16 protein-coding genes are annotated in these 17,697 nt (G+C 70.1%); 9 read left to right on the forward strand and 7 right to left on the reverse strand.

From position 1 onward, the window contains the following. Nucleotides 1-85: 85 nt before the first annotated feature. Genes paaA through OHA86_RS18555 form a run of 5 tightly spaced genes read left to right on the forward strand, consistent with a single transcriptional unit; the run spans nucleotide 86 to nucleotide 3,730 of the window. Nucleotides 86-1,153, forward strand: a complete 1,068-nt coding sequence (gene paaA / locus OHA86_RS18535; RefSeq protein WP_329176792.1) for a 1,2-phenylacetyl-CoA epoxidase subunit PaaA — start codon at nucleotides 86-88, stop codon at nucleotides 1,151-1,153. Beyond that, nucleotides 1,150-1,452 (forward strand): 1,2-phenylacetyl-CoA epoxidase subunit PaaB, encoded by a 303-nt coding sequence (gene paaB, locus OHA86_RS18540; protein WP_329176794.1) that lies wholly within the window; start codon nucleotides 1,150-1,152, stop codon nucleotides 1,450-1,452. The genes paaA and paaB overlap by 4 nt, the downstream gene beginning before the upstream one ends. Then, nucleotides 1,449-2,150 carry a 1,2-phenylacetyl-CoA epoxidase subunit PaaC gene (paaC, locus tag OHA86_RS18545; RefSeq protein WP_329176796.1) on the forward strand — a complete coding sequence of 234 codons (702 nt, stop codon included), beginning with the start codon at nucleotides 1,449-1,451 and terminating at the stop codon, nucleotides 2,148-2,150. Before paaB ends, paaC begins: the two co-directional genes overlap by 4 nt. Continuing rightward, nucleotides 2,144-2,668: a 1,2-phenylacetyl-CoA epoxidase subunit PaaD gene (gene paaD, locus OHA86_RS18550; protein WP_329176798.1), complete on the forward strand. Its 525-nt coding sequence runs from the start codon at nucleotides 2,144-2,146 to the stop codon at nucleotides 2,666-2,668. The genes paaC and paaD overlap by 7 nt, the downstream gene beginning before the upstream one ends. After that, a complete protein-coding gene (locus OHA86_RS18555) occupies nucleotides 2,669-3,730 on the forward strand; it encodes a 2Fe-2S iron-sulfur cluster-binding protein (RefSeq protein ID WP_329176800.1) in 1,062 nt (353 codons plus the stop codon). A gap of 69 nt (nucleotides 3,731-3,799) precedes the next feature. Here OHA86_RS18555 and OHA86_RS18560 read toward each other — a convergent pair whose 3' ends face one another. From OHA86_RS18560 to OHA86_RS18570, 3 genes are all read right to left on the reverse strand, one after another. Next, the gene (locus tag OHA86_RS18560) at nucleotides 3,800-4,132 is read right to left on the reverse strand and encodes a rhodanese-like domain-containing protein (RefSeq protein WP_329176802.1); all 333 of its coding nucleotides are present in this window, start codon (nucleotides 4,130-4,132) and stop codon (nucleotides 3,800-3,802) included. A 103-nt stretch (nucleotides 4,133-4,235) separates the two neighbouring features. Next, complete coding sequence (locus OHA86_RS18565; protein ID WP_329176804.1) at nucleotides 4,236-5,063, reverse strand: hypothetical protein; 828 nt, start codon at nucleotides 5,061-5,063, stop codon at nucleotides 4,236-4,238. After that, nucleotides 5,060-6,637 carry a DUF2252 domain-containing protein gene (locus OHA86_RS18570; protein ID WP_443071764.1) on the reverse strand — a complete coding sequence of 526 codons (1,578 nt, stop codon included), beginning with the start codon at nucleotides 6,635-6,637 and terminating at the stop codon, nucleotides 5,060-5,062. Before OHA86_RS18570 ends, OHA86_RS18565 begins: the two co-directional genes overlap by 4 nt. Nucleotides 6,638-6,973: 336 nt before the next feature. Here OHA86_RS18570 and OHA86_RS18575 point away from each other — a divergent pair, with 336 nt between their 5' ends. Both OHA86_RS18575 and OHA86_RS18580 read left to right on the forward strand, forming a co-directional pair. Continuing rightward, entirely contained in the window at nucleotides 6,974-9,604 is a 2,631-nt protein-coding gene (locus OHA86_RS18575) for a SpoIIE family protein phosphatase (protein ID WP_329176808.1), read from the forward strand. An 83-nt stretch (nucleotides 9,605-9,687) separates the two neighbouring features. Then, nucleotides 9,688-10,122, forward strand: a complete 435-nt coding sequence (locus tag OHA86_RS18580) for a MarR family winged helix-turn-helix transcriptional regulator (protein WP_329176810.1) — start codon at nucleotides 9,688-9,690, stop codon at nucleotides 10,120-10,122. 126 nt (nucleotides 10,123-10,248) lie between these two features. On the opposite strand, the gene OHA86_RS18585 is transcribed toward OHA86_RS18580, so the two are convergent. The 3 genes from OHA86_RS18585 to OHA86_RS18595 all read right to left on the reverse strand — a co-directional run bounded on the left by OHA86_RS18585 (nucleotide 10,249) and on the right by OHA86_RS18595 (nucleotide 13,511). Continuing rightward, nucleotides 10,249-10,824, reverse strand: coding sequence for a TerD family protein (locus OHA86_RS18585; protein WP_329176811.1), 576 nt, complete (start codon nucleotides 10,822-10,824; stop codon nucleotides 10,249-10,251). A gap of 131 nt (nucleotides 10,825-10,955) precedes the next feature. Beyond that, a complete protein-coding gene (locus tag OHA86_RS18590; protein WP_329182461.1) occupies nucleotides 10,956-11,198 on the reverse strand; it encodes a hypothetical protein in 243 nt (80 codons plus the stop codon). Between the two features lie 1,284 nt (nucleotides 11,199-12,482). Next, a complete protein-coding gene (locus OHA86_RS18595) occupies nucleotides 12,483-13,511 on the reverse strand; it encodes a hypothetical protein (protein WP_329176812.1) in 1,029 nt (342 codons plus the stop codon). Between the two features lie 117 nt (nucleotides 13,512-13,628). Here OHA86_RS18595 and OHA86_RS18600 point away from each other — a divergent pair, with 117 nt between their 5' ends. Both OHA86_RS18600 and OHA86_RS18605 read left to right on the forward strand, forming a co-directional pair. Then, nucleotides 13,629-13,934 carry a helix-turn-helix domain-containing protein gene (locus OHA86_RS18600; protein ID WP_329176814.1) on the forward strand — a complete coding sequence of 102 codons (306 nt, stop codon included), beginning with the start codon at nucleotides 13,629-13,631 and terminating at the stop codon, nucleotides 13,932-13,934. 25 nt (nucleotides 13,935-13,959) lie between these two features. Beyond that, nucleotides 13,960-14,451: an ImmA/IrrE family metallo-endopeptidase gene (locus OHA86_RS18605; protein ID WP_329176816.1), complete on the forward strand. Its 492-nt coding sequence runs from the start codon at nucleotides 13,960-13,962 to the stop codon at nucleotides 14,449-14,451. A 401-nt stretch (nucleotides 14,452-14,852) separates the two neighbouring features. Here OHA86_RS18605 and OHA86_RS18610 read toward each other — a convergent pair whose 3' ends face one another. Further along, on the reverse strand, nucleotides 14,853-17,624 hold the full coding sequence (locus OHA86_RS18610) for an ATP-dependent helicase (RefSeq protein ID WP_329176817.1): 2,772 nt from the start codon (nucleotides 17,622-17,624) through the stop codon (nucleotides 14,853-14,855). Between the last annotated feature and the right edge of the window lie 73 nt (nucleotides 17,625-17,697).

Raw genomic sequence — 17,697 nt, forward strand, 5'->3', positions numbered from 1 at the left:
CCGAACGATCGGTCGGTCGGCTGGTCCGGCCGGCCGGTTGTCCGGTCGACCGATGACGGCTCGACCGGGCAGAGGAGGGGTCCGCATGACGACAACGGCACAGGCGACGACGACCGCCAAGGACACGACGGCACCGGGCGGGACACCGCGGTCCGGCGGACCGGCGGCCGGCCAGGAGGCACTGGCCGCGCTGGCCGCGGCCTTCGACGCGGCGGTGGCCGACGAGGTGCGGATCGAACCGCGGGACTGGATGCCGGACGCCTACCGCGACACCCTCGTCCGCCAGATGGCCCAGCACGCCCACTCGGAAATCATCGGCATGCAGCCCGAGGCCAACTGGATCACCCGGGCGCCCTCGCTGCGGCGCAAGGCGATCCTGATGGCCAAGGTCCAGGACGAGGCCGGGCACGGGCTGTATCTCTACAGCGCCGCCGAGACCCTCGGCGTGAGCCGGGACGAACTGCTCGACAAGCTGCACGCCGGCCGCCAGCGCTATTCGTCCATCTTCAACTACCCCACCCTGACCTGGGCCGACGTCGGCGCGATCGGCTGGCTGGTCGACGGCGCCGCGATCACCAACCAGGTGCCGCTGTGCCGCTGCTCCTACGGCCCGTACGCCCGGGCGATGGTGCGGATCTGCAAGGAGGAGTCCTTCCACCAGCGGCAGGGGTACGAACTGCTGCTCACCCTCAGCCGCGGCACCCCCGCCCAGCACGAGATGGCGCAGGACGCGGTGAATCGCTGGTGGTGGCCCTCGCTGATGATGTTCGGCCCGCCGGACGACGAGTCGTCGCACTCGGCCCAGTCCATGGCCTGGCGCATCAAGCGCCATTCCAATGACGAACTGCGGCGGCGCTTCGTGGACATATGCGTCCCGCAGGCCGAAGTCCTCGGCCTGACCCTCCCCGACCCCGGCCTGCGGTGGAACGAGGCACGCGGCGGGTACGACCACGGTCCGATCGACTGGGCCGAATTCCAGGACGTGCTGCGCGGCAACGGGCCGTGCAACCGGGAAAGGCTGGAGCGCCGCCGCACCGCCCACGAGAACGGCGCCTGGGTCAGGGACGCGGCCGCCGCCTACGCCGCCAAGCACAGCGCCACCGGGCACACCGCGGACAGCGGCGCCGCGGGACAGCGGGAGGGACAGGTATGAGCGGGCAGCAGCAGCCGGGCGGCGAGTGGCCGCTGTGGGAGGTCTTCGTCCGCAGCCGGCGCGGACTGAGCCACACCCACGCGGGCAGCCTGCACGCGCCCGACGCCGAGATGGCCCTGCGCAATGCGCGGGACCTCTACACCCGGCGGGCGGAGGGCGTGTCGATCTGGGTGGTGCCGTCCACCGCGGTCACCGCCTCCTCCCCCGACGAGAAGGACCCGTTCTTCGAGCCCGCCGCCGACAAGCCCTACCGCCATCCGACGTTCTACGCGATCCCGGAAGGGGTGAAGCACCTGTGACCGCCGCCCTCGCGCTCGGCGACGACGCGCTCGTGCTGGCCCAGCGGCTGGGGGAGTGGGCCGGGGACGCCCCCGTGCTGGAGGAGGACGTCGCCCTCACCAACATCGCCCTCGACCTGCTCGGCCAGGCCCGCACCCTGCTCTCGCTGACCGGCGACGAGGACGAGCTGGCCTTCCGCCGCGAGCCGCACGAATTCCGCAACGTGCAGCTGGTGGAGCGGCCCAACGGCGACTTCGCCGACACCATCGCCCGCCAGCTGTACTTCTCGGTCTACCAGGAGCTGCTCTACGCCGCGCTCGCGGACGGCGCCAGCGACCTCGCGCCGCTGGCCGCCAAGGCGGTCAAGGAAGTGGCCTACCACCGCGACCACGCCGAGCAGTGGACGCTGCGGCTCGGCGACGGCACCGCGGAGAGCCACCGCAGGATGCAGCGCGCCCTGGAGGACCTGTGGCGGTACACCGGCGAGCTGTTCGAACCGCTCGAAGGACTCGCGGTGGACCTGCCCGCCCTGCGCGCGCCGTGGCTCGCACGGGTCGCGGACACGGTCCGGCGGGCCGCCCTCGACCTGCCGCAGGGGGCGGACCGCACCCCGTGGGCGGCGGGAGCGGGCCGGCAGGGCGTCCACACCGAGGCGTTCGGACGGCTGCTGGCCGAGATGCAGTACCTGCACCGCGCGCACCCGGGGGCGACATGGTGACCGCGAGCGCGCTGGAGGAGGAGCTGCTGCGGCTGGTCGGCGAGGTACCGGACCCGGAGCTGCCGGTGATATCGCTCGCCGAGCTGGGCGTGCTGCGCGGCATAGAGGTCACGGGACCAGGCAGGGTGCGGGTGGAGCTGACCCCGACCTGGACCGGATGCCCCGCCCTGGACACGATGGCCACCGACATCACCAGGGTGCTCACCGAGCACGGCATGTCCGAGGTCTCGGTGCGGACCGTCCTCGCACCGGCCTGGACCACCGACGCGATCAGCCCCGAGGGCCGTCGCAAGCTCGCCGAGCACGGGGTCGCCCCGCCCCGCCCCGGCGCGGGCGCCGCCCGTACGGCCGCCACCGGCGGCCGACCGCAGCCGGTGGCCGTGGATCTGGCGGTGCGCTGCCCGCACTGCGGTTCCACCGACACCGTGCTGCTGAGCCGCTTCTCGTCCACCGCGTGCAAGGCGCTGCGCCGCTGCGAGTCCTGCCGCGAACCGTTCGACCACTTCAAGGAGGTGTGAATGTTCCATCCGCTGCGGGTGGCCGAGGTCCGGCCGCTCACCGACGACTCGGTGACCATCGCCTTCGAGGTCCCCGAGGAGCTGCGGCCCGCGTACCGGTACGCGCCGGGCCAGCACATCGCCGTCCGCCGCCGGGTGGACGGCGCCGAGATCCGCCGCACGTATTCGCTGTGCGACCCGGTCCCCGCCGCGCCGGGCCCGGGGCCGAGCACGCTGCGGGTGGGGGTGCGGCTGGTGGAGTCCGGGGAATTCTCCGGCTACGCCTTCAAGGAGCTGGCCGCCGGGGACGTGCTGGACGTGATGACGCCCGCCGGGCGGTTCGTGCTGGAGCCGCGGCCCGGCCGCTTCGCCGCGGTCGTCGGCGGCAGCGGGATCACCCCGGTGCTCTCCCAGATCGCCAGCGTGCTCGACCGCGAGCCGGGGGCGACCTTCTGCCTGGTGCGCAGCGACCGCACCGCCGCGTCCACGATGTTCCTCGACGAGGTCGCCGACCTGAAGGACCGCTGGCCCGATCGCTTCCAGCTGGTGCCCGCGCTGTCCCGCGAGGAGCAGCAGGCGGGGCTGCCGGCCGGGCGGCTGGACGCGGACCGGCTGGCGCTGCTGCTCCCCGCGCTGCTGCCGGTCGCGGCGGTCGACGGCTGGTATCTGTGCGGGCCGCTGGGGCTCGTCAGTGCGGCCGAGCGGGCGCTGCGGGCGCTGGGCGTGCCGCGCTCCCGGGTCCACCAGGAGATCTTCCACGTGGACGAGGCGCCCGCCCGCGATCGCGCGACGGCGACGATACCCGGCGGCGGTACGGTCCGGGCCACGCTGGACGGCCGCGCCGGTAGCTGGGCCTCGGCGGACGGCGAGAGCGTGCTGGAGACGGTGCTGCGCAACCGGTCCGACGCGCCTTACGCCTGCAAGGGCGGGGTGTGCGGGACGTGCAGGACCCGGCTGGTGTCGGGCGAGGTGCGGATGGACCGCAATTACGCGCTGGAGCCCGAGGAGACCGAGGCGGGCTACGTCCTGGCCTGCCAGTCGCACCCGGTCACACCGGTCGTCGAGGTCGACTTCGACGCCTGACCCCTGACCCCTGACCCCTGACCGGCGAACGCGACCGGCGGGAGGGACCCGCCGGTCACGCCGGAGGACTCAGAGGACGTAGCCGTCTGCGCCGTCGCCGGTGACGACCGGGCGGCCGGCGGCCTCCCAGTCGAGCATGCCGCCGCTGACGTTGACGGCGTCCCTGCCCTGGCCGATCAGGTACTGCGTGACCTGCGCGGACCGGCCGCCGACCCGGCAGACGACATGGATCAGGCCGTCCTCGGGCAGCTCACCGATCCGGGCGACGACCTCGCCCATCGGGATGTGCAGCGCGCCTTCCGCGTGCCCCGCGGCCCACTCGTCGTTCTCCCGGACGTCGAGCAGGACCGCGTCGGCCGGTACGGCGGTGGCGTCCACCGCGGGCAGCTGGGAACGGAACATCGGGCGCGGCCTCCTGGGGACACGGGGTACGCGGTCCGCGCGCCGGCGGGACCGCTGACTTGCGACGCCCGCGGGACGCGCGGGCGACCTGGCAAAAGCTACCTCAACCGCCCGAGGTGTCCCGGACCAGTTCCGCCAGCCTGGCCTCGCGCTGGGCGACCTGGGTGAGCAGCTGCTCGGCGATCTCGTTGAGAAGCGCGTCCGGGTCGTCCGGGGCGAGCCGCATCATCTGCCCGATCGCGCTCTCGTCCAGCTCCGCGGCGATGGCCGACAGCTTCTCCTTGCGGTCGGCCAGCCACTCCAGCCGGGCGTACAGCACCTCGGCCTCGCCGGGCAGGTCGGCCAGCGGCACCGGCCCTGCGTCCCACTCGGCGGACAGGGCGCGCAGCGCGTCCTCGTCGGCGTAGGCGTAGGCCTCGTTGACCCGGGAGATGAAGGCGCTGCGCCGCTCCTTCTCCTCGTCGTCCTGGGCGAGGTCGGGGTGCGCCTTGCGGGCCAGCTCGCGGTAGAGCCGCTGGGCCTCCTTGCCGGGCCGGACCCGGCGCGGCGGGTTCGGGTCCTCCACCGGGCGTACGCCGTCGGAGCCCAGCAGCCCGCCGAACAGCTCCTCCACCCCCGGCATGGGCATGACCAGCGCGCGCGCCTCCCAGGCCCGCTCGATGTCCGCCCGGTCGCCGCTGTGGGCCGCGACGGCTTCCGCGACCAGCGCGTCCAGCTCGTCCAGCCGCGCGTACATCGGGCCGAGCCGCTGGTGGTGCAGCCGGGAGAAATTCTCCACCTCGACCCGGAAGGTCTCCACGGCGATCTCGAACTCGATCAGCGCCTGCTCGGCCGCGCGCACCGCCGCCGCCAGCCGCTCCTGCGAACCAGGAACGGACGCCGCGGCGGCGGCGGACTCGGCGGCGGACTCGGTTCCGAAGGTGTTCGTCACCCGGACAGCCTAGGCCCTGTCCCGGAGATCGGGCCGATCACCGGGCCGCAGGAGGCCCACTCCTGGTACCGGCCGGCAGCCGCGGGCCTCGGCCGGTCAGCAGGTTCCGGCCGGCCCTCGAAGTCCGCGGGCAGCCGCCCGGCCCGTACCGCGGCCAGCAGATCGGCGTGGTCGGCCTCGGTCCTGTCGGCGTAGGCCACCGCGAAGGCCGCCATCGCCTCGTCCAGCTCCTCGTTCTTGCCGCAGTAGCCCGTCACCAGCCGTGGATCCGCGCTGTGCGCGTGGGCCCTGGCCAGCAGCGCGCCCGTCATCCGGCCGTAGTCGTCGAGCAGCCCGGACGGCAGCGTCGCCGGGTCCACGCTCCCCTTGCGGTTCCTGAACTGCCGCACCTGGTACGGCACACCGTCCACCTCGGTCCAGCCGAGCAGGAAGTCGCTGACGACCTGCATGCGCTTCTGGCCAAGCACCACCCTGCGGCCCTCGTGGTCCACCGGTTCGGCGGGGAAGCCGGCCTTGGCGGCGTGGGCCGGCAGCGCCGACGCGCGGGCCTCCTTGACCTGGAGCACCAGCGGCTCGCCCAGGTGGTCGAGCAGCAGCACCACGTACGACCGGGTGCCCACGCTGCCCGTGCCGACCACCCGGAAGGCGACATCGTGCACGGCGTAACGCGCCAGCAGCGGCAGCCGGTCCTCGCCGACCGTCCGCAGATAGCCGTCCAGCGCGCCCGCCACCGCCGCGGCCTCCGCGTCCGGGATCCGCCGCAGCACCGGCGGGGCGTCGGTGAAGCGCCGCGCGCCGCCCTCGATCGGCTCGGTGGAGCGCGCCGCGAATTTCGCGCTGGTGTTGCGCCGGGCCTTCGCCGACACCTGGTCCAGCGTCCCGGCCAGGTCGCGGGCCCCGGCGTGCGCGACCAGCTGCTCGTCGGCGATGGCGCTCCACGCCTCGTGCACCGGGAGCTTCGCCAGCAGCCGCATGGTCCGCCGGTACGCGCCCACCGCGTCGTACGCCGACGCCCGGCAGATGTCGTCGGCCGCGCCGGCCTCCCGCCCGGCCAGCACCAGCGAGGTCGCGAGCCGCAGCAGGTCCCACTCCCAGGGGCCGCGGACGGTCTCGTCGAAGTCGTTGATGTCCATGACCAGGCCGCCGCGGGCGTCACCGTAGAGCCCGAAGTTCGCGGCGTGCGCGTCCCCGCAGATCTGGGCGGCGATGCCGGTCACCGGGCTGTCGGCGAGGTCGGCGGCCATCAGCCCGGCCGAGCCGCGCAGGAAGGCGAAGGGGCTCGCCGCCATCCGCCCGACCCGCAGCGGGATGAGTTCGGGTATTCGGCCCGCGTTGGACTCCTCGACGGCGGCGACCGCGGCGGCCCTGCCGGAAACGGAGCCGCCCCTGTCCTGCCAGGTCCATCCCCCGGGGCGGCCGAACGCCGTCCGCGGCAGCCGCTCGCGCAGCGCCTTCCCCGTCTGCTTCGCCGAATTCTCGTGCGGCCAGCGGGCGAATCCCGCCACCTGCGGCACTCGTGCGTGCACCGGTCGTCTCCCCCTCACGCTTGCCCGCGTCAGCGGACATCCCGTCAATTTCCCCACTGCGGGGGCTAATCCGGCTAATCGGTCGTCCCCGCGGACCGATCCGTGCTTGCCTTGAATTCAGGACCCTACTCAGCGGCGAACCGCAGGTGCACGACGTTGGACGACATCCCCCGGCATCCCGCAGCCACCGACGCAAGCGATCACACGGACTGTCCCACCCCCGAGGAAGGGCGCCCCGGCGCGGCCCGGCAGACTCCGGAGGCCGGCCCGCCGCACCGCGCCACGTCAGCCGGCGACGGCTGTCCCGGTGCCGAAAGCCCGCGCGCCGCCGCCCCTTTCGGCAGCCCGCCCGCCGTCGGTGGCGGCGCTGTCGACGGCACCGGCATGACCGCGCTGCTCCGCCTCGCGGTGCTGTGCGTCGACCCGGACGGCCGGATCTCGTACTGGAACCGCGGTGCGGAAGAGCTGTTCGGCCACCGCTGGGAGCATGTCTTCGGCCACCGCGCCTCGGGCCTGCTCACCCCGACCCGCGCCGCCGCGGGCGCGCCGCCCACCGCTTCGGGCACCGCCCGCCAGGACACCCTCGACGTCCTGGACGACCTCACCACCTCCGCCTGGTCGGGCGCCCTCGCGGCCACCGACCGGGACGGCACCGTCAAGGACGTGCTGTGGTGGACGTACCGGATCACCGAGCCCGGCGGCCGCAGCCTGCTCGCGATCGCCGCGCACGCCAGACCGCTGCGCACCGGCAGCCTGCGGATCGCGATGGGCGGCCGGATGCTGCCGTACACTGCGGAAGGACCGCAGGACATCGCCATCGCCGCCGTGCTGTGCCCGGCCCCCGATCCGGCGCAGGGCCACGCGCTGACCGCCAGGCTCGGGACCGTACTGCCCGGGGTCAGCCCGGGCAGGCTGGACCGCATCGTGCGGCAGATCGCCCCGCTCGGCCACCCCGCCCTCGAGGTGGAGGGCAGTGTCCGGCTGCCGGTCACCCCGCAGGACTACGCCCAGGTCGCCGCTGCCGCCCGCGTCGACCGGTCCGTACGCCGGGAACTGCTGCCGGGCCCACGGCCGGGCCCCGCCGCGGACTCGGGTCCCGGCACGGACCCGGGTCCCGGCACCGACTTCGCCGACCGTCCCGCACCTCCGGGAGCTGCCACTCCTGGTGATTATTCGACTACCCAAAGTGGCGACCGTTCAAGCGCGTCGGCCCTGACCGCTGTCCCGTTCCCGTCCTCCGGATCCGTCGGCCCCTTCCCGTCCGCCGCCCTGCCGTCCCCGGTCCGGGCGTACGCCGCCGCGCCGGCCGGGCATCCCGCGTCGGCCGCCGCGGGCCGCGGCTCCCACAACCCGCTGCCCGGCAGCGCGCTGGACGAACAGCTGTCGCTGCTGCGCGAGACCGGCTCCGTGGTCGGCTCGACCCTCGACCTGCGCACGACCGCGCGCGAGCTGTGCTCGGTCACGGTGCCGCGCTTCGCGGACATCGCCACCGTGCTCGTCGTGGACCAGCTCTTCTCCGACACCGAGCCGCCCCAGGACGACAAGGCCGCCGACACGATCGTGGTCCGCCGGGTCGCCATCATCGACCAGTCCTCGGCGGGCTGGGAAAGCGCGGTGCCCGAGGGCGAACTGCTCACGCTGCCCAACCAGGACACGATGCCCCGGCTCGGCGACCCCGTCCTCGTGCCGGTGGTCGACGCCGCGATGGCGGCCGACGTCGCCACCGACCTGGGGGTGCCCGCGCTCGGCCGGCTGCTGGCCGGCCATTCGCTGATCCTCACCCCGCTCACCGCCCGCGGCACGGTGCTCGGCCGGATCTGCTTCCTGCGCAGCCCCGGCCACCGCCCCTTCGACGCCCGCGACGCCGTCACCGCGGCCGAACTCGCCGCCCGCGGCGCGGTCCATCTGGACAACGCGCGGCTGCACCGCCTGGAGTCCCGCGCCGCCGCCACCCTCCAGCGCTCGATGATGCCGACCCGGCCGCCCCGCATCCCCGGGGTCCGCATCGCCCACCACTACATGCCGGGGGACCGGCAGGCCCAGGTCGGCGGCGACTGGTTCGACGCGATCCGGCTGCCCGGCGGCCGGGTCGCGCTGATCGTCGGCGATGTGATGGGGCACGGGCTCCAGGCGGCGGCCGTGATGGGCCAGTTCCGTACCGCGGTCATCACCATGGCCGCGCTCGACCTGCCGCCCGCCCAGCTGCTGCGGCACCTGGACGACCTGGCCCAGCGGCTCGGCACGGACCACCTCGCCACCTGCGTCTACGCGGTCTACGACCCGATCCGCCGCACTCTGACGCTCGCCAACGCCGGCCATATCCCGCCGGTGCTGGCCGGGCACGACGGGCGGGGCGAGCTGCTGCAGATTCCCGGCGGCGCGCCGATCGGCGTCGGCGGGGTGCCGTTCGAGACGGTGGAGATCCCGGCGCCGGACGGGAGCTGGCTGGTGCTGTGCACCGACGGTCTGGTGGAGGTGCGCGGCCAGGGCATAGATGCCGGACTCGCCGCCCTGTGCGCCCATGTGATCGAGCCTCAGCAGACTCCCGAGGACGTCTGCGCGCAGATCCTGGCCCGGGTGCACTCCGAGGACCGGCGTGACGACGTCGCCCTGCTCGTCGCGCGCTTCGACGGCATCGCGCCGCAGGACGTGGCGCGGTGGCGGCTGCGGCTGGAGCACGGCGAGGTGGCGCGGGCCCGCGACGTGACCCGGCGGCAGCTCGCCGACTGGGGCCTGCACCGGCTGAGCGACACCGCGGAACTGCTGGTCAGCGAGCTGGTCACCAATGCGATCCGGGCCGCGTCCTACGAGGTGGAGCTACGGATGATGCGGGTCGGCAAGCTGCTGGTGGAGGTCAGCGACGACAATCACAACCTGCCGCAGCTCCAGCGCGCGGAATCCGGCGACGTACGCGGGCGCGGTCTTGCGCTGGTGTCGCACATGGCGCGGCGCTGGGGGACCAGCCGGAAGGTCGTGGGCAAGGTGGTGTGGTTCGAGCTCACGCTGCCCAGCTGATATCGTTGCACTCTACAACACAACGTTTCCGCAGGCGGTCGGCGACCCGGCCGCCCGGAGAACCGGTGTGAGGAGTCGCAGTCATGAGCGCACGGGAGTCGTCGCTGGACACCGTCCAGCGGGAACTGACCGCGTTCGCCCGCCGGGCGCGGGCCACCGCGGCCCGTATGCACCCCGAACTGTCGCTCGTGGCGTACACGATCCTGGCGCATCTGGAGGAGCGGCAGGGCTGCCGGGCGACCGATCTGGCCGCGCACTACCTGCTGGACAAGTCCACGGTCAGCCGGCAGGTGGCCGCGCTGGAGAAGCTCGGCTTCATCGAGCGCCGGGTGGACGACACCGACCACCGGGTGCAGGTGCTGCACCTGGCGCCGGGCGGGATCGAGATCCTGGCCGCGGCCCGGGCCAGCAGGCAGGAGTCCGTCCAGGTGCGGCTGGCCGCGTGGGACCCGGAGGACCTGGAGCGCTTCGCCCGCTATCTGGTCCGCTACAACGCGGACGCCGCGGCCCATCCGTAGGCCCAGCGCGGGGACCGCCGGTGAGCCGACCGCTGAACCGGCCCAGCCCGCCTGCGACCTGGCCCGCGAGCCCCGCCCGCCGTCGTGCACGGTGACGGACGGGGACTCGCGGACGCGGACGCTACGTCAGAGGTTGACGCCGAAGTCCTGGGCGATACCGCGCAGCCCGGAGGCGTACCCCTGGCCGACGGCCCGGAACTTCCACTCCGCCCCGTTGCGGTACAGCTCGCCGAAGACCATGGCGGTCTCCGTCGAGGCGTCCTCGGTCAGGTCGTAACGGGCGATCTCGGCGCCGCCCGCCTGGTTCACCACGCGGATGAACGCGTTGCGCACCTGGCCGAAGCTCTGCTGCCGGGTCTCGCCGTCGTAGATCGAGACCGGGAAGACGACCTTGTCCACCTCGGCGGGCACGCCGGCCAGGTTCACCTTGATGGCCTCGTCGTCGCCCTCGCCCTCACCGGTGAGGTTGTCACCGGTGTGCTCGACCGAGCCGTCGGGGCTCTTGAGATTGTTGAAGAACACGAAGTGCTTGTCCGAGACGACCTTGCCCGACGCGTCGAGCAGCAGAGCGCTCGCGTCGAGGTCGAAGTCCGTGCCGGTGGTCGTGCGGACGTCCCAGCCCAGGCCGACGGTGACCGCCGTGAGTCCGGGGGCCTCCTTCGTCAGTGAGACATTGCCGCCCTTGGAGAGGCTGACACCCATGGTGGATCTCCCTGCTCAGTTCGGCGCGGGCCGCGCCACTTGACGATTCCTTTGCCCAATGGCTCCAACGGACACCACCCTGCCCCGGTTCCCGCGGGGCTGCCACCCTTCGCGGCGGGCTCCCGCGGGAGTCAGGTCAGCTCGGCGACCTGCTCCTGGGCCCAGCTCGCCCATTCCTCGTGCATGGCGGTCATCCGCAGGCCGTACTCGAGCGCGAGCCGCCCGTAGACCGACAGGCGGTCGTCCCCCCAGCCGACCGCGGCGTCCAGCCGCCGGAGTCCGGCATGCCCCTCGGCGGCGCGGGCCGCTTCGGGACTGAGGCAGGTGACCGCCTCCAGAGGAGTGAGGACCCCGAGGATGAACACCCTCAGCAGGGCCTCGCCCCGCCCTCTTCAGCGCGCGCTACCCCGCCCGCGCCCGTCCCGCCTGAACGCACCCGCGCGGCGACCGGAGGCGGACGTCCACCGACACGCTGGTCCCGGAACGCGAAAAAGTGCCCTCCCCAGCGACTTCCGTCACTGTGAAGGGCACCATTTCAACGGTGCTTCGCTGTGGGGCACCGACGAAAAGCGCTGGTCAGAGGCTACGCTGACCGGTCGAAGATCGTTTCCCATGATCATCAAGATCGTTTCCCGCACCGCAGGTAGCGCCACTCAGACGTCTTCTTCAAGATCGTCTACGGCCGGGCCTGCCCTGGTCATAGATGCTGCCGCATTGCCATAAGACACGAGGCACGAGCGGCATCACTCAGATGCCGTGGGTACGCCGTGCCGAGGTTGACCTCACGGTCGGAAGCGATGGGGAGCTGTTGCCACGCCATGCGCATCTGGGCACCCGCTTCTGACCTGGCGGTCGCGACAAGTGCAGCGTAGGGGCCAGCAACGGGTGGGGCCACTATCTGGAGCCACGCCTGATGAAACGCCATCCGGGCCAGGACTGCACTCACTTCGTTCGTGATGCTGTGACGTCCCTCGGCCGTGTTTGGCCGACGCCGGACGCGGTATGGCATCTCCAGGTAGTCCTCGACGGCAGAGAGTGCCTCGGCGAACGTTCTTGCCCGGCTCTCGCGCCGGGCGGCACGCTGATTGAGCGCATAGGTAAGGAATGCGCCGAGCAGTGCTACACATGGGACGATCAGCGCTGCGGTCTGCGCCCACGTCCAGCCCGCGGAGTTCGCCGCAGAGATCCTCTCCACACACTGCCCCCAGGGAAACCGTGGGGCTTATCGTCCACGAGCCAGTGACCGCCGTGGTCCCCGCCGGTAATACGCCAGTAGTGCTCGAGGAACAAGTGTGTCCGCACTACCTCGATGAGGTCCAGTAGGCCTTTGGAGCTGGTCCAACGGTTCGCTACTGGATCCCCTGGGAACCACAGGCAGAGCGCGTCGTCATCGGGGTACCGGTGCTTCGAAGCCAACCCTCGCATCGCGTGAACGCGGGGAAAGTCGGCAGGGTCCTGACCGTAGGTGGCGTACGGCGGGGCTTCAAAAAAACGGATTGAGACGGCTACAGGATGAGGCTCTCCGATGACGTCAAGCCCATCGAGGTAGTACGTCAGGGCCCCGGGACGGTATTGGTGGCGGAGACCCGATCCGAAGAGCAGCCGCGCATCCCGTTCGAGCGGGGCCCACCACGCGGGCTGGACCCCGTACCACATGGTCACTGCTCAGGCGCCCACGCGCGCGCCGGGGTGACGAAGCCTGTGGCCAGGCCCAGGCCGGTCGCCGCACTCTTGCCGGCGCGCACGGTAGTGACAAGGCGAGCAGCTTCCTCGTGCGTCGCGTCGACATCAGGGACCAGATCCGGAAGAACCTGGTGAAGCGCATGCTGGGCGCTGAACGGACGGCCCGCCGTCTCGTGGTCGATGGCGAGGTCGATGTACTTCCGTGCCGTTTGGAGCCGGTTGCGCACGTCCTTGATCGGCAGTCCGAGCGGAATGGGTCCAGCGACGCCGGCCGGATCGGGCGTCGGCCCTTTCTCGATCTCCTCTTCCGCGAATGTGAAGAACATCTGCAGCGCCTTGATCAGTGGCATGGGCTCCTTGAAGCACAGCAGGCACAGCGCCTTGATGTTCCACGAGCACATGGGCTTGCTGTGCTTGCAGTTCCAGTGCTTGATCAGCCGTACGGCTCGCGCGAACACCTTGTCAGTGTCTTTGATGGCCTGGAGAACCATTGCGGTGTGGGTGATCGGGTCTGCACGATCCCACTGCGCCTTGATCTGCGTGTTCGGGATCCACAGGCCACGGCCCGACGGATGACGGAGGGCCGTCATAACGTCCGCAGTGAAGTCCTCCTGCCCGGCCGTCACCGGATCACCGAACCGGACGAGCACCGCACGGCGGCGTCCCTCCACCTCGACACTAAGACGGCGGAACTCGTCGCTGAGTGACTCGCGGATCGCGTCCCGCATGCGTTCCATGAGCGGGCGCGCGGACTGCTCCCCCGGCCCGAATCCGTCGGCGTCGGCGGGGGCCAGCACCGCGCCGAGGTCCACATCGGTAAGGGGCGTATTGGCGTCCCCGTGAGCCACGCTTCCGTTGAAATAGATGTAAGAGCCCGGGAAGGCGCTCCGGGCTGCAGCCGCAAGCAGCTCGCGCCGCCGCCGCGCCTCCTTCAGTTCATCCTCGGTGACCTGAATTGCGCGACGCGCCTCCTCCAGGAGCTGCGCCAGGGACTGCTGTGCCACGGGCCCATCCTTTGGTCGATCACTAGCTTCACTCCAGCAAACCATAACGATGCCCGATCTGCAAACAGTGTTTGCGAGACTGGAAGCGGGTAGGTGAGTGCGGGAGGATGCGAACTAATGGACGAGTTCTACGAAGCGTTCGGCGAACGGGTACGACAAGCTCGTACCGCCCTTGGGCTGAACCAGCAGACACTCGGCAGCGCTGTCGGCCTCAACCGCACGTCGATCAGCAACATTGAAAAGGGGCGCCAGCGAGTGCCCCTGCACATGCTCTTGGAGTTCGCATCAGCACTGCACGTCGAACCGGAGTCGCTGCTGCCAACGGCGACCGGCCGCACGGATGTCCTGGACGACCTCCCTGAAGACACCCGCTCGTGGGCCGAAAACGTACTGGCGAACGTGAAGGGGGCCGACCGTGGCTAGACGTGCTGAAGCTCTCGCTGCCCACTTGCTCGCAGAAGCCGGCCAGACCGGTCCGCCGATCGCCGTGGAGCGCTTGGCGCAGCACGTCGGCGCAGTCATCTCACGCAGCTCATTCGACGACGGTGACGTCTCAGGGATGTTGCTGCGCCGGGATGGCGAAGCACCAGTGATCGGCGTCAACGACTCGCACTCGGATAACCGGCAGCGTTTTACCGTCGCTCACGAAATCGGACATCTTCTGCTACACCCTGGCCGTGAGGTGGTCCTCGACCGCCCGGTACGGGTCAACCTCCGGGACAAGACGTCCAGCACCGCGACCGATCGCGAAGAGATCGAGGCAAACGCGTTCGCCGCCAGTCTTCTAATGCCGCAGGAGGCCGTGCGCAACGAGATCCTCAGGCTGGATCCTTCGACCCGACAGGATCCCGACCGCTGCACGGCAGCACTGGCCGCTGTCTTCGCCGTCAGCCCAGCTGCTATGGGCTTCCGGCTGATGAACCTGGGGTTGATCAGCTAGTTTCGGGCCTTCGCAAGCGGCGCGGCCGCTTCTCGCAGGCGTACGCGGACCGCCTCGCGCGCAATTCAGTGAGGGCAGTCTGCTGCGAGCCTCTGCGACCAGCTCACGGGGCGGTGCCGGCCAGACCTCGTCCGGCGACAGCCCGAGCCGTGCTGTGGTCGGCCACCATGTCATGGAAGGCCAGCCAGCAGCGGCTCGAACTCCTCGCCGCGGGTGTCTTCCGCCATCTCAAACGAGCTTGGCGATGAGCTCCGCCGGGACCAGCCAGGCTCGGCAAAGTGCCACCGCTGACGCAGGTCCGTGCTTGAGCACGCAGCTCGACTAGGGAGGGAACGCCAGCTTCGTTCAGGTCAAGCAGGCAGCGCGCGGACGCCAGAGGTAAGAGGGCCCAACCGAACTTCTCAAGGTCGTGCCTCACGCTTGCGGCAGATGCCGACAAAATCGCAGCCAGCGCAGGAGGAGCACCAGCTGGTCAGACGCGGCAAATTGTTGGTGCGAAGCGAGTCCGCCGCCTGAGTGACGCGTTGACTGAGCGAGTCGATAACTCCGGGATCGACCATCTCGCGCTTATCCTGACCCGCTTTGTCTAGATTCAGTACCTCGACAACATCGGCAGGCTGGCCGGTCAGCTCCCGGTATCCGAGTACGTAAAGGTGTAGCTGGTCCCGCGTAAGCTCCTCGCTCTGCGCACGCTCGCTCGACTTGAAGTCGACAACCGAGGTCTCGTTCGTGTCCAGACGCTTGATCAGGTCCACGCGGCCGGTGACCGTTACCCCGGAAGCGGGGTGGATCTCCACCGGTTGCTCCGAATACTGTGTCTGGTGGAGCGTCGGACCATGTCGCAGCAGGTAGCGGCGCACCGCGTCCTCGGCAGCGGGGCGCAGCTGGTCAGCGGCGGCTTTGTTGGCGAACGGTAGGTTGAGGTGCCGCTCTACCAAGTCCTCAGCTTCGTGCGGCGACGCGATGTCGCCGTGGATGGCCCGTTTATGGATCTCAGCCATCACGTCGTGCAGCGACTTGCCGTAGCCGAGCTCCTTCTGCAGCGGCGAGTCGAAGCCGTAAAGGAGGCGCAGCTTGAATGAGTACGGGCAGTCGAAGAGGTACTTCATGTCGGAGAAGGACATGACGACATCCGGCGTCCCGCGACGCGGAGTCTCCGCGATTTTTCTCTCCTGGGACGGCGCAACCTCGCGGGTGAGCACCGTGGGCACCCGCGTCGCCTCGTTGAAGAATGCGGACGGCTTCCCCCCGTTGCGCTTGCCGTTCGGAGCGAAGGTCAGCGCCAGGTACTTCTGCGCGCGGGTCACGGCGACATAGAACAGACGGCGCTCGTCTGCCTCGGTGCCCTTGTACCGCGCCGCTCCCGGAACCAGGTTCTCCTCGATCACGTGGAAGACGCCGAGTCCGCCACGCCCGGATGCAGGAAAGGTGTTCTTGCGCAGCGCGGGCAGGAAGACTGCAGGCCACTGCATGCCCTTTGCCTGGTGCACAGTGGCAATGACGACAGCGTTCGGCTGGGCGTATCCGTTGTCTCCGTCCGACTCCTCGTAGTAGTCCGGCGCCTGGTACTCGACCCACTTGGCGAACGCCTCGAAGCGCTGCTTCGGCTCACTGGTCAGGTGGATGCGTTCAAAGTCACCGATGGCAGTGGAGAAACGGCCCAGGTTGTAGTAGACGAGCTCACCGCGGTTGCCGGGGATACTCTCCTCCTGCAGCCCGATCGCTTCGAGGAAGTCCAGGAAGACACCCTGGAGTGTGGTCGAGTCCCACGCCTTCGAAGCATCCCAGCGCATGGCGCGTTCCAGCACCTTCATGCCGGCGTGAAGATCGCCCTCGGTCACTCCGACTCCGGCGTCGAGCCAGGCATCGATCACCGCTTCCTCGTCCGCTTCTTCGGCGATGAATCGGAAGCACAAGACCGCGGCCAGCACTTCCGGGGTCTCGAAAAGCTTGGTCAGTCCCTTGATCACATAGGGGATATCCCGTCTGCGCAGTTCGGCCACCAACGGCCCCGCGTCCGCCTTGACGGAACGGAAGAGAACCGCGAAGTCGGACCAGGTCAGGCCGCGTGGCTCAGCCTCCGCCGAGTCCCGGAAGGGCAGGCCCCGCAACCGATCCATCCGATCGACGAGCCAGACTGCCTCCTCACTGGGTTCGGAGAACTCAAGTGCGAGCAGGTCACCACGTTCAAACGTCTGATGGCCGGCTGCGGTCATCGCCTTGGACAGGCGGTCGGTGGACGGTATTGCCTCGACGACCGTGCGAGCCATGTCGACGACGGCCCGGCTGGAGCGGAAGTTCTCGTTCAGGGTGACCCGGGTGACCTTCGGGTAACGCAACTCGAGCGTCAGGATGTTCTGCACCGCGCTGCCGCGCCACTGGTAAATCGTCTGGTCGTCGTCCCCGACAACACAGAGGTTGGCGCCATACCGGGTAAGCCCCCGGATGAGCTGCTCCTGAACCGGATTCGTGTCCTGATACTCATCGACGACGACATAGCGGACTGTCTCGCGGACATGCCGCTGCAGGTTCAGGACCGACTCGTTGCCCTCGTCCTCATCGTCGTTCAGCAGGACTGCGGCCGTATGGAGGATACCCGTATAGTCGAAGTAACGACGGTCCGCGAGCAGGTCCATGTATTTGTCGAGACCGTCCACGACATCCTCGCGCAGTCCCTCCAAGTCGACCTCGTCCTCCCGAAGGATGGACATGACTTGTTGGTAGAGCTTGGAGTTAACCCAGCGGCGAAGTGGCTTGGCAACCCCCTGTACCACCGCGTTCGTCGTGGTGAGACCTGACCTTGTGCTGTACTTGTCGATGATCAGGCGGGTCTGCACGTCGTTGAGGACGTTGTATTTGAACGCCTCTGGGACGTGGCTGTGCAGCAGCTCGAGGGCGTATCCGTGCATGGTGCCGATGTACATCTCGGCCAGCCCGTGGATCTCCCCGTGTAGCTGATGGATGCGGCTGTGGACGCGCTCCTTGAGTTCCCCAGCGGCCTTCTCTGTGAAGGTAAAGGCGACGATGTTCTTCGGCTCGACGCCGGGCTGGCCGAGCAGGCCAGCGATACGCTGGGAGATCACCTCTGTCTTGCCCGACCCCGCGCAAGCGACGATGAGAAGATTGTCGTCGCAAGTCTGAATCGCTACGCGTTGTGCATCGGTGAAATCCACAGGTCCCCCCTGGTGGAGTCGAAGAGGCTGGAAGTCAGGGTGGGGCACACAAACGCCCCGCCCCAGGAACGGG

The sequence above is a fragment of the Streptomyces sp. NBC_01477 genome (genome assembly GCF_036227245.1).
GTDB lineage: Bacteria > Actinomycetota > Actinomycetes > Streptomycetales > Streptomycetaceae > Actinacidiphila.